The organism is Streptomyces sp. NPDC002055, assembly GCF_040296705.1.
Lineage (GTDB): Bacteria > Actinomycetota > Actinomycetes > Streptomycetales > Streptomycetaceae > Streptomyces.
Map to the genome: position 1 here is coordinate 56,441 of NZ_JBEOXS010000005.1, position 12,112 is coordinate 68,552.

General features: G+C 73.0%; 7 protein-coding genes. 3 read left to right on the forward strand and 4 right to left on the reverse strand.

Features of this window, described 5'->3' with window-relative positions; genetic code table 11:
- Window positions 1-126 precede the first annotated feature (126 nt).
- Window positions 127-963 (reverse strand): endonuclease I family protein, encoded by an 837-nt coding sequence (locus ABT112_RS03985; RefSeq protein WP_351505260.1) that lies wholly within the window; start codon window positions 961-963, stop codon window positions 127-129.
- A gap of 297 nt (window positions 964-1,260) precedes the next feature.
- On the opposite strand from ABT112_RS03985, the gene ABT112_RS03990 reads away from it, so the two are divergent.
- The gene (locus ABT112_RS03990; RefSeq protein ID WP_351505262.1) at window positions 1,261-1,437 is read left to right on the forward strand and encodes a hypothetical protein; all 177 of its coding nucleotides are present in this window, start codon (window positions 1,261-1,263) and stop codon (window positions 1,435-1,437) included.
- Window positions 1,438-1,517: 80 nt separating this feature from the next.
- Here the strand turns inward: ABT112_RS03990 and ABT112_RS03995 are convergent, their stop codons facing one another.
- On the reverse strand, window positions 1,518-2,024 hold the full coding sequence (locus tag ABT112_RS03995; protein ID WP_502975239.1) for a GNAT family N-acetyltransferase: 507 nt from the start codon (window positions 2,022-2,024) through the stop codon (window positions 1,518-1,520).
- Between the two features lie 275 nt (window positions 2,025-2,299).
- On the opposite strand from ABT112_RS03995, the gene ABT112_RS04000 reads away from it, so the two are divergent.
- Together ABT112_RS04000 and ABT112_RS04005 are read left to right on the forward strand one after the other, a co-directional pair.
- Window positions 2,300-3,103, forward strand: a complete 804-nt coding sequence (locus ABT112_RS04000) for an alpha/beta fold hydrolase (RefSeq protein ID WP_351505264.1) — start codon at window positions 2,300-2,302, stop codon at window positions 3,101-3,103.
- A gap of 89 nt (window positions 3,104-3,192) precedes the next feature.
- A complete protein-coding gene (locus ABT112_RS04005; protein ID WP_351505266.1) occupies window positions 3,193-3,621 on the forward strand; it encodes a PPOX class F420-dependent oxidoreductase in 429 nt (142 codons plus the stop codon).
- Window positions 3,622-3,846: 225 nt separating this feature from the next.
- On the opposite strand, the gene ABT112_RS04010 is transcribed toward ABT112_RS04005, so the two are convergent.
- Together ABT112_RS04010 and ABT112_RS04015 are read right to left on the reverse strand one after the other, a co-directional pair.
- On the reverse strand, window positions 3,847-5,628 hold the full coding sequence (locus ABT112_RS04010; RefSeq protein WP_351505268.1) for a condensation domain-containing protein: 1,782 nt from the start codon (window positions 5,626-5,628) through the stop codon (window positions 3,847-3,849).
- Entirely contained in the window at window positions 5,625-12,074 is a 6,450-nt protein-coding gene (locus ABT112_RS04015) for a MupA/Atu3671 family FMN-dependent luciferase-like monooxygenase (RefSeq protein ID WP_502975240.1), read from the reverse strand. Before ABT112_RS04015 ends, ABT112_RS04010 begins: the two co-directional genes overlap by 4 nt.
- Between the last annotated feature and the right edge of the window lie 38 nt (window positions 12,075-12,112).

Consider the following 12,112-nt stretch of genomic DNA (forward strand, 5'->3'; position numbering starts at 1 on the left):
CGTGCGGCACGGCCGGTTCTCCGGTCGGGACCCGCTGCATGCGGGACGGTCCCCGGGCCCCGCGTGGGGCCCGGGGACCGTCGTCGGCCGGTCGGCCGGAAGGTCACGTCCAGCTGTCGTGGAAGGTCACTTCCAGATGTCGTCGACCCACTCGGGGTGGTCGATGAACGGGTTGCGGTTGTGCTGGAATTTGTCGTAGATGACCTCGTTGCGCTTCTTCTCGAAGGCGTCCGGGGCGTCCTGCTTGCTCCACTGCTTCAGGACGGACAGGCGGCCGATGTTCGGCTTGGAGCCGTTGTCCACCTGGTCGTTGGCCTCGAGGTCCGGGAAGCTCTCCTCGCCGTCGTAGCGGACGGCCATGTAGAGGATCATGCGCGCGACGTCGCCCTTGACCTCGTCACGGGGCTCGAAGGAGTCGTCGTCGGTGCGGTTGCCCTTCGCCTCCGGCACCTCGTCGCCGCCGGCGTCGAAGTCCTTGTTGCCGCGGATGCTGTTGACCGTGCAGTCCTCCGGGCGGAGGTGGTGCAGGTCGGTGCCGGGGCCGGTGCTGGTGCCGAAGTCACCGTGGGACTTGGCCCAGACGTGTTCCCGGTTCCACTCGTTCTCACCGGGGCCGTTGCTCTCCTTGCTCTGCGAGCGGCCGCTGTAGAGCAGGATCACGTTGGAGGAGTTCTTCGGGTCCTCGTCCGTGGCCTTCAGCGCGTCCCAGACCTCGTCGTAGGAGAGCTTGTCCTGCTTGCTGATGATGGTGTGGAGGGCCTTCTTCAGCTCCGCGCCCGTCTTGCCCTCCGCGTCCTTGTAGTACGTGTCGTCGTACGCGTGCGCCCCCGCCGCGGTGTCCCGCGCGGGGGCGTCGGTGGTGGCGGGCTGGGTGGCTATCGCGGTGGTCGGCACGGCTATGCCGGCGAGCACGACCGCAGCGATCATCGGCGGCTTCCAGCGGTTCTTGCGAGGGACGGACATCTGTGGGGGGTGTCCTCTCCTGATCGGCGCGCCACCCGCCGGCCGTAACGGGACGGCCGGTGGCACGAAGTGACGGTCATTCGGCCAGGAGCTTGCCATGGCCATGACCTCACCGAGTGCACACGATGCGACTGTTGTGTGACGACATCGTGAAGCAGACATGCCAATGAGGCGCAGCTCACGCCGCGCGGTCCGGCACCGGCTTCTCACCGCTGTTCTGCCGCCACCGCCGGTTTTGCCACCGTCCGCGGCGGCGCACTGCCGGCATGGACCGGGCGGCTCGCCCAGGCAGTCGCCGTGGTCAACCTTGCGTTCGTGCCGTCCCTGTTCTTCGGGAGGGATGCCGCCGACTTCTGCAGCGCGGTCGGCTGGGGCACCACCGCCCTGACCGCCGCCCTGGTCGCCTACTGGGCCCTGGCCGTCGGCATCGCAGTCATCCGGACTTCGCCCCGGCCTCCGGCCCCTCCCGCTTGACCACTCGACGGCCGGCCCACCAGGACAGCCGCAAGCTCCGCACGCTGTCTCGACTCCGCACGCTGCCTCGACAGGGAATGTCAGCGCACCAGTTCGGCGGCCAGCAGGTCCATCAGGAGTCCGTCGTGCCAGGTGCCGTCCGTGCCGCGCTCGTACTGCCGCATGATCCCGACCGGCCGGAAGCCGGCCTTCTCGTAGCAGCGGATCGCGGCGGTGTTGTCGGCGGCGGGGTCGATGACCAGCCGGTGGTGGCCGTGGTCGTCGATGAGATGCCGTGCGAGCGTGCGGACGGCGTCGCAGCCGAGGCCCCTGCCGTGCACCGTGGGGGCGAGGAAGATGTCGATGCCCGCGTGCCGGTAGTCGGGCTCCTCCTCCGCGTACCACTGGATCATGCCGACGACGCGCCCCTCGTGCTCGACGGTGAAGGGATGGACGTCGGGGTCCGCCAGATCCGCCGCGACGTCCGCTCCGAGATCGTCCTCGCCCCTCCACCGGGCGCGGACCTCGGGGGTGGCCCTGATCGCGGCCAGCGCGGGAACGTCGTCGGGTGCGGTGGGACGGAGGACGACGGAGACACCACGCAACACGGTCACGACCAGGGACCTTACGCCACCGCAAGGCCACGCCGGACGTGGGCCGCGGCGGCCCGGCGCGCGGGAAGTCCGCGGAAGGTCTGCGGGAAGTCCGCGGGAACAGAGGACTGCCGGCGAGCGCGAGCCGCTGGCACCTGCGCGCGGTCCGCAGTCCCGCGCGCAGGTCCGGAGCGGAGAGCCGTACCCGGCCGACAGCGGTACGCGGAATCGGGGATACCGGGGAATCCGGGGATACTTGGGAACGCACGCGCACTGTTGGGAGACATGTTGTGCCGCACGCCGTGAGCGCGGACGGGGTCCGCATCGCCTACCAGGTCCGAGGGGCCGGTGACCCGCTCGTTCTCCTGGCGGGCCAGGCAAACTCCCACCACTGGTGGGACGGTGTCCGGGAGGACTTCGAGAGAGCCCACCGCACCATCACCCTCGACTACCGCGGCACCGGCGACAGCGACAAGCCCGACGAGCCGTACAACACCGAGGGGTTCGCCCGGGACGCGCTCGCGGTACTCGACGACCTCGGCATCGACCGGGCCCACGTCTACGGCACGTCCATGGGCGGCCGGGTCGCCCAGTGTCTCGCCGCCCACCATCCGGACCGGGTCCGGGCACTGGTCCTCGGCTGCACCTCACCGGGCGGCCGGCACGGCATCGAACGTGACCGGGACGTGCGCGCGTCACTGGCCCGGCCGGAGCCCGCGGCCCGGCAGGCCCTGCTCGCCCTGATGTACACCCCGGCCTGGACGGCCGCCCACCCTGGGCCCTGCACCACGCTCGGTGACCCCACCATGCCCGCCTACGCGCGCCGTCGGCATCTGGCCGCGAGCAACGGCCACGACACCTGGGACGCGCTCCCTGGCATCGGTGCCCCCACGCTGGTCGTGCACGGAAGCGACGACCTCCTCAACCCCACCGCCAACGCTCCCCTGCTCGCGGAGCGCATCCCGGGTGCCCGGCTGGAGCTGATCGCCGGAGCGCGGCACGCGTACTTCGACGAGTTCCGGGCCGTCGCCGGTCCGCTCGTCCTGCACTTCCTCAGGGAGCACTCCGGCACCGCGGACCGCCTCCGCGTCTGATCCCGCGTCAACCGGCTCCGAAGTGACCTGACAGGGTGGGTACGGACGGCCGGCGACGGCCGCGTAGGCACCATCATGAAAGGTACGACGTGCGGAAGTTGACGGAGGACATTCGGGAGCGCCTCACCTCGGCGGCGGTCTGGTTCGTGGCGACCACGAACCCGGACGGATCGCCGCATGTGAGCCCCATGTGGGTCGGACTGGACGGGGACACTCCCTGGTTCAACACCTCGGTGGGCCGGGTGAAGGAACGCAACCTGCGTCACGACCCGCGTGTGTGCCTCTCCCACGCCGACCATGAGAACCCCTTCGACCGCGTCCAGATCCATGGCCGCGTCATCCGCTTCGTCGAAGGCGAGCAGGCGGACCGGGACATGGACCGGCTGGCGGACAAGTACCTCGGGACGCCGTACGAGTGGCTGCTCCCCGAGGAGCGGCGGGTGAGCGTGGTCATCGAGCCGCTGCGGGTGCGCCGCATCGTGGGTGTCGAACCGTTCGGGCGCCCGGAAGAGGCCTGAGGGCCCGAAGCACCGGGGTGGGCCGTTGGCCCTGAATCCGTGGCCCCGAGAGGGCTGTGGGCTGCTCCGAAGGGTCTGTCGGCCCTGAAGGGGTGCCCCGGGCCCTCTCCGGCCCGAGGGCCGTCGGCCCGGTTCGGGGACTCCGGCGGCCCTCCCGGCGGGCCGGCCGCGTCCGCGCGAGGTGTGCCTCCGCGGGCGCGGCCGTTCATCGCCGCGACCCTCCGGTCAGGACACGCCGAGGGCGCCGGCCGGCGGGGCTCCGTCCCCGGTCCTCCCCGTGAGCTCGCCCTCGCTCCGGACGGAGTCCGCGAGCAGGCGGACGTAGGACTCGGCCAGCCGCTCCATGCGCGCGTGGTCCCACAGGTCGGTCGAGTACCCGATGTAGCCCATCAGCACATCGCCGGTGGGGATCAGGCCGAAGCCGAACTCCGCGCGGGCCACGGGGGCCGCGAGGTCGTCGACCGCCACGCTCACCCCCGGCAGTTCGATCTCCAGCTCCAGCGAGCTCTGGTAGTGGAAGCCCACCGGTATGCGGTCGGGCATGTCGGACGTCGTTCGCTCCCGCACCGCCTTGGCGACCTCCCACATCGGCATCAGGTGGTCGATCGCCGCCATCGCGTCCCGGCCGGTCTCCTCCACCAGTTCGGTGAAGGACCGACTGCCGTCCGCACGGATCCGCAGCGGGATCGAGGACGCCGTGCAGGCCAGCAGCGTCTCGAACTCCCGGCGCTCTCGGTTGGCGTAGGGGACGTTGAGCAGCACGTCCGGCCGGCCCGAGAGACGGCAGAGCAGCGTTCCCAGGGCGGCGGCGGTCACGGCGAACGGTGTGGTGCCGCGCCGGCGGGCCAGGGCCTCCACACCGGCACGGACAGCGGCGGGAACGGTGAAGACGACCGTGTCGCCCCGGCCGCTCAACCGCTCCGGGCGGGGCCGGTCGGTGGGCAGCTCCAGGCGGAAGGAGGCTCCGTCCAACTTCCGTGCCCAGTAGGCCTTCTTGCGCTCGTCGGCGCGCAGCCGGGAGTGCTCCTGCTGCCATCGCACGTACGCCGTGGAGCGCGGGGCCGGATCGTCGGGACCGTGCGGCACACCCGTCACCGCTTCCGCGTACAGCGCGGCGAAGTCCCGCAGCAGCACGCTGACGGCCCAGCCGTCGCAGGTCGAGTGGTGCAGGGAGAACATCAGCACCCAGTGGGACTCCCCCAGCGCGAGCAGCCGGAACACCGGCGCCACTCCGGCTTCGGGGTCGAAGGGCGTGCCGGCGAGTTCCGAGCCGATCCGGTCCACCGCGTCCACGCGGGCCCGCTCGTCCAGGGCGGTGAGGTCCTCGACCGGGAGCGGTACGGGCCGGGGGCTCAGGACGATCTGACGCCACGTATCGGCGTCCTCACTGCCGCGGGCGAAACGGAGCCGGAGCGACTCGTGCCGGGCCACGAGCCGGGTGAGGGCGGTGCGCAGCGCCGTCACGTCCAGTGCGCCGGTGAGGGTGAGGCGCATGGCGACGTTGAGCACCTGCGGCATCGGGTGGCTGTAGTGCGCGGTCATGAAGCCGGTCTGCTGGAGGGTGGCCGGGGCGACCGTCTCGATCTCGGGGGCGGTCTCCCCGGAAGCGGACCATCCGAGCGCATCCGGCCCGGGAGCGGCTGCTCCGGAGAGGCTTGCCCCGGACCCGCTACCGGTGACGGGCCTGCTGCCGGTGACGGGCCTGCCACCGGTGAGCAGGGCCAGGAGGTGCGGCTTGTGGCGCCGGAGCAGCCCGAGGAGGGCCGGACCGGCCAGGGCGGCCGGCGCGTCGTAGCGCAGCCGGTCGCCCTCGGCGCCGAGGCGCACCCCCAGCTCTCCCAGCCGGGAGAGCAGGTCCTCGGGGGACAGCCCGTCCAGCGTCCCGAGGTCCGGTGTGCCGGTGTCGTGCGTCGCCCTGTCCGGCGAGCCGACGTTCGGCGTGCCGGCACCCGCCGACCTGCGTCTCTCCTCCTCCACCATGGCGGTGGAGGTCCCGCTCGGCGTCACAGCAGGCCTCCGACGCGTGCTTCCGGCTCCGCGGAGCGTCCGGCTTCCTGCGGCCCGGCCAGCTCCGCCACCATGGCCCGTACCGTCGGCTCCTGGTAGAAGCGGGCCATCGGGTACTCCGTGCCCAGTGCCTCCCACACGCTGTTGAGCAGGCGGATCGCGGTGATCGAGTGGCCTCCGAGGTCGAAGAACGAGGTGTCGGGGCCGATGGCGTCCACCTCGACCTCGAACTCGGCGGCCCACAGCTCCCGCAGCCGGGTCTCCAGGGAGTCCCGTGACGGTGCCGGAGGTGTCGGCTCGTTCGGTGCCACTGGCTCGGGGTGCTCCGCCGCTCCGGGGCGCCCGGTCACCAGTGGCGTGGGGGGCAGGGCCGCGCGGTCCAGCTTTCCGTGGCCGGTGAGGGGCAACGACGGCAGTACGACCCAGGCGCGGGGTACCAGGTACTCGGGGAGCCGGTCGGCGAGCAGGTCCGCCAACCGGTCGGCGCACCGCTGCTGTTCGTGCTCCGTCTCCGGCGGGGGCCCGGCCGGGACCACGAACGCGGCGAGATACGCCTCGCCCGCGGCGTTCCGCCGGGCGAGCACCACGGCCTCCCGCACGTCCGCCGCGTCCGCGAGCGTCCGCGTGACCTCTTCCGGCTCCACCCGGAAGCCGCGGATCTTCACCTGGTCGTCGGTGCGCCCGTGGAACTCCAGGACGCCGTCCGGGGTCCAGCGCACCAGGTCGCCGGTGCGGTACCAGCGGCCGTCCGATCCCGGCAGGGAGACGAAGCGCCGCTGCGTCTCCTCGGGGCGGCCGAGATAGCCGCGTGCCAGGCCCGCCCCGCCGACGTACAGCTCGCCGACGGTGCCCACCGGTACGGACTCCCCCGCGGCCCCGAGGACACTCAGCCGGACGTTGTCGACGGGCCGGCCGATCGGGATGGGCGTGCCCGGTGCCCCGTCCGGCTCGACGGTCGTGGTGGTGCACAGCACGGTGGTCTCGGTCGGCCCGTAGATGTTGACGACCTCGTACGGTGTGCCGGCCGCCGGCCGGCTGCGCAGGGCGTCCCCGCCGACCAGCAGGTGACGCAGGCTCATCGGTCGGCGGTCCGGGCCGAGGCCGGTCACCGCCTCGCCCAGGGCGGTCGGCAGGAAGGAGTGGGTGACCTGCCACGCCCCGTACCAGCGGGCCAGGGCGACCGGGTCGAGACGCGTCCGGTCGTCGGCGACGGCGACCGACGCGCCGGCGGTCAGGGCCGGCCAGATGTCCAGGACCGAGCCGTCGAAGCTCTGGCTGCACACCAGCGCGCTGCGGTCGCCGGGGCGGAGGCCGAAGCGGCGGCGGTACCACTGGCACAGGCTGACGACGCTGTGGTGGGTGACGGCAACACCCTTCGGCGGTCCGGTCGTTCCTGAGGTGTGCACGACGTAGCAGAGTGCGTCGGCGCTGCTTCCCGACGGCCCGGAGGCCGTTGCGGACGCCGGCTCCGCGCCCGGGGCGGCCGAGGAGTGCGGAGCGCTGGTGGCGGTGGCGCCGCGGGGCCGGTCCGCGATGTCGAGCAGCACCGCGCCGGCCGGTGGTGCGGGCGGGGCGGTGCCGGTGTGGGTGGCGTCGCTCACCACGGCCCGCACCGCGGACCCCGCGAGCACGGACTCGGCCCGTGCCCGGCCGATCGCCGGGTCCAGTGCCAGATAGCCGTATCCGGCCCGGAGCGCCGCGAGCATGGCGACGATCAGATCCGGGGAGCGGGGCAGCCACAGCGCGACCACGCCGTCCGGCCCGGCCTCCCCCACCGCTTCCCCGATGGCGGCGGCGAGCCGGGCGGACCGGTCCGCCAGCTGCCCGTAGCTGAGGGCCAAGCCGTCGGAGACGACGGCCGTGCGGGACGGGTGCTCCGCGGCGCGGCGGAGCACCAGCTCGTGGACGGTGGTCGCGTCGACCGCGTGGACCGGGCCGTTCTCCCAGGCCCCGGGGACCGGGTCGCCCTCGGAGACGTTCCCGCTCCCGGAGTCGGTGCGGACCTCGGCGGTGACGGCACCGCCGTGGCTCTCGTCCCCGTCGGCTGTCGGGACGGGGCGGGGCCGCGGGTCGGCGGCGAGGCGGGACAGCGGGGTGTCCGGGGCGCCGGCCGCGGCTGCGAGGATGCCGTGGAAGGAGTCGAAGAACCCGTCGACCGCCGCGGCGTCGAAGAGGTCGGTGTTGTACTCGATGTGGCAGCGGATGCCCTCGGCCCGGTCGGTGAAGTACACCGTCAGGTCGGTGAGGGCCTTGTCAGGGCCGGCCTCCAGGGCGGTGGCGCGGACCCCGGGCAGGTCGAAGCGGAAGGGCTCGTCGCTCTCGAACTCCGCCATCACCTGGAACACGGGGGTGCGGTCCGTTCCCCGGCTGGGGCCGAGGGCCCGGACCACGTCCTCGAACGGCACCGATGCGTGGTCGTACGCGTCGAGGGCCACGCCGCGCACCCGGCGCAGCAGGGTGCCGAAGTCGGGATCGCCGCTCAGGTCGAGGCGCAGGGCGAGGGTGTTGACGAAGAATCCGACCAGGTCCTCCGTGCCGCGGGGGCGGTCCGACGCGGGGGTGCCGATGATGATGTCCCGCTGCCCGGTGACCCGGTTCAGCATGGCCCCGTAGCCGGCGAGCAGCACCATGAAGAGGGTGCTGCGGTGGGCGCGGCCCAGGGCGCGCAGCCGCTCGGAGAGTCCGGCGTCCAGGGTGCGGAAGACGGCCCGTCCGTTGGAGGTCATCATCGCGGGCCGGGGCCCGCGGGTCGGCAGCTGTGTCTCGGGCAGTGTGCCGCTCAGGGTCTTGGTCCAGTAGGCGAGGTCCGCCCGGACGTCGGCGGTGTCCTGCTCCGCCAGCCGGGTGCGGACGTGGTCGGTGTACCGGCGGGTGAGGACGGGGAGGCCGTCGGGCGTTCCCGTCGTGGCGGCCCGGTAGAAGGCCGACAGATCGCGGGCGAGGACGGTCGCCGAGGCCGCGTCCACCACGATGTGGTGCATGGAGAGGACGAGGACGTGGTGGTCCTCGTCGGTGGTGACCAGGCGGGCCACGAACAGCGGGCCCTGTGCGAGGTCGAAGCGGCGGGCGCTCTCGGCGGTCAGCACCGCGCGGACCGCCGCCTCGTCACCCCGGCGGTCGAGGACCTCGAAGTCGGCCGGGGCAGGCGGCGACACGATCTGACGCGGCTCGCCGCCGGTCTCCCGGAAGACGGTGCGCAGGCTCGCGTGCCGGGCCACGAGGCGGTCGAGCGCGGTGCGCAGGGCGTCGAGGTCGAGCGGGCCGTCGAGGTCGATCGCGGCGACCTCGTTGTAGGCCGTCCGGCCCGGCAGCATGCGCTCCAGGAACCAGATGCGCTGCTGGCCGCTGGAGAGCGGTGCGTCGTCCTCGTGGGGCCGGCCGGCCCCCGCGGCGGGGTCGGCAGCGGGCTGCGGTGCGGGGTGCGCCGGCCGCGGCGCACCGGTCACCGCCTGCTCCCGGGCCGCGGTCTCCGGCCGGCCCCCTCGCTGCTCCGTCCGGTCCGGTCGCTGCTCCGCCCGCTCCCGCTCCTGGACGGTGCGCCGGAGGGTGTTCAGCTCCGCCAGGCCCGAGTACAGCGCGTCGGGGGCCACACCGAAGTCGATGAGCGACGCGATCTCGTCGGCTCCCGCGGCGCGCACCGCCGCCACGACCGGGGCGGCGGTCTCCGCGGTGCCGATCAGGGCCCGCTGGTCGCAGTAGCGGCCGTAGGCGCGCCGGAACAGCGTGTCGAGATCGTCCTCGCTGAGCGAGGCGAGATCGACCCGGTGGCCGAGGCTGTTGCTGAACCCGCCGAAGAGCGACAGCGAGGACCGCATGTAGCGGGACAGCGGGCCGTAGGCCTCGGTGCGGGCCGTCGTGTGGTCGGGGTGGAGGTAGGTGTGCAGCAGGACCGCCACCCTCCCCGCGTCCGGGTCGAGGGAGTGCTCGGCGCGGGTGCGGCGGTAGAGCGCGATGTTCTCCGCGAGCTGCTCGACGCTCTGCGCCATGAGGTTGGTGACGATGCCCAGGTCGTGCCGGGCGGCGAGCCGGTAGGAGTCCGGGTTGCCGACCACGGCGGTGAACATCGGGGGCGTGTCCTGGACGGGCGCGGGGAAGATGCGTATGTCCTGGTCCCCGTCGCCGGTCCGGCGCCGCACTGCGTCGCCGTGCCACAACCGGCGCACCTGGGCGACCTGTTCGTACATCGTCTCCTTGTGGCGCCCGTACCGGTCGGGGAAGAAGACGAAGTCGTTGGCGTGCCAGCCGCTCGCACAGCCGATGCCGACCCGGCCTCCGGAGAGGTTGTCGACCATGGACCACTCCTCGGCGACCCGGATCGGATCGTGGAGCGGAAGGACGACGGACCCGGCGTTGAGCCGGATGCGGCTGGTCTCGCGGGCGAGGGCGGACGCGAGAACGGCCGGGTTGGGGAAGAGGCCGCCGAAGGCGTGGAAGTGCCGCTCGGGCATCCACAGCGCATGGAAGCCGTGCTCGTCGGCGTAGCGGGCGGTGCGCAGAATGTGCTCGTACCTGCCGTGCCGGGAGGCGTGCTCCTGCGGATAGTCGCCGAAGTAGTAGAGGCTGAAGTCGGTGGTGCGCGGGGGCGCTTCGCCGGTCGCGGGACGTCCGGGAACGGCGCTTTCCCTGTCGGCGGTCCGCCCGCCGGCAGTCCGCCCGTCGGCAGTCCCGGTCTCGGCAATCCTGGTGTCGGCAGTCCCGGCGTCGGCCGTTCGGGTCGCGGCAGTCCGGGTCTCGGCGGTTCCGGTCGCGGCGGTCACCGTGGCGGCAGTGCGGACGGCCGCGGTGTTGAGCGCGACGGTGCGAGCGCGTTCGCGGGCCGGAGCGACCGCGGCCGGAGTCGTCGAGGGGGCGGTCCGCCGGCCCGTGCCGGTGAAGAAGCCGGCCCGGCGGAGTTCGCGCAGCGACTCCCGGACGGCGTCCGCGAGGAACTCGATGTCCTCGTCCGAGTGGGCCGTCGAGAGGAAGAAGTTACGCCACTCCCAGACGAAGACACCGCGGAGCATCAGATGGTGGTAGAGCAGCTCCATGTCGGCCTGGTGCTCGAAGCGGAACATCGAGCCGAAGTGCCGCATCCGCAGCGGGAACTCCTCGGCCTCGAAGAAGGCGTTGAGGGAGGCGGCCAGGGCGTCGGTGCGGGCGTTGAGCCGTTCCTGGAGGCCGGGGCCCTGCTGCCGGAGCTCGGTGAGGACGGCCGTGGCGGCCACCATGGACACCGGGTGCTGGATGTAGGTGCCGCCGAAGAAGGTCGTCTCCCGCTCCGGGTAGCTGTCGTCCCCGTACTGCCAGAAGCCGCCGTCGATCCCGTCCATGATGTCCGGCCGGCCGGCGATGGCGCCGATCGGGAAGCCGCTGCCGAGCAGTTTGCCGTAGGTGGCGAGGTCGGGGGTGACGCCGTAGAGCTCCTGCGCCCCGCGCTGGGCCGGCCGGAAGCCGGTGAGCATCTCGTCGAAGAGCAGCACGATGCCGTGGCGGCTGGTCACCTCGCGCAGCCGGCGGACGAATTCGACCGGCCGCAGGGCGGGGTTGCGGCTCTGCACCGGCTCGACGACGACCGCGGCGATGTCGGCGGCATGCCGCTCGATCGCCTCCAGACTGCTGTCGCGGCCGTAGTCGAGCACCGTCAGGTCGGCCACCGCGCTGCGCGGGATGCCGGTGGAGACGGGGACGGTGAGGCGGCCGTCGGCCGTCGGGGAGGAGCGGCCCAGGACGTTGTCCGCATGGCCGTGGTACGCACCGTGGAAGGTGACGATCCTGTTGCGGCCGGTGGCGGCGCGGGCCAGCCGGATCGCGGCGGCATTGGCCTCCGTACCGGAGTTGGCGAACGCCACCCGGTCCATCCCGGTCAGCCCGGCGAGCAGCTCGGCGGCCTCACCGGTCTCGGTGTTACGCGCACCGAACTGCATGCCGCGGCCGAGGTGTTCCCGGACCGCCTCCCGCACGAACGGGGGCTCGTGGCCGAAGAGCAGGGTGCCGAAACCCATGGTGATGTCCACGTAGCGGTTGCCGTCGACGTCCTCGAGCGAGGATCCGGAGGACCGCCGGCCCGCGATGGGGTAGAGCATCTCCTTGGTGCTGCTGCGGAATCCGACCACGGCCCGGCTGTCGGCGAGGACCCGCCGGTAGCGGTCCGCGAGCTGCTTCGAGGTGGGGGTCCTGGCCGTGTAGCGGCGGACGAGGTCGTCGACGTGCGCCCGGCGGGATCCGCCGTCGCCCTCCGACGCCATGCCGGAGGTACGGGAGACCGTCATCCGGGGGCCGAGCTGCCCGCGTGCGGAGGCGGCGGGCTCGGCGGCGGGCGGTTGCGACACCGCGGCGCCGAGGTCCGGCTCGGCGGAACCGGGCCGCGATGCCGGAGCAACGGGCTGTGATGCCGAAGGGGTGGGCGGCGATGCGGGAGCGGCGGGCTGCGATGCGGGAGCGACGGGCTGCGGCAGGGCGGCCGACAACTGCTCTGCCATCGCCGCGAGATCGTCCTCGATGGCCG

Bases quoted from the DNA above. Each gene is read 5' to 3' on its own strand.
- ABT112_RS03985 (WP_351505260.1), bottom strand. From the start codon at position 963: ATGTCCGTCCCTCGCAAGAACCGCTGGAAGCCGCCGATGATCGCTGCG.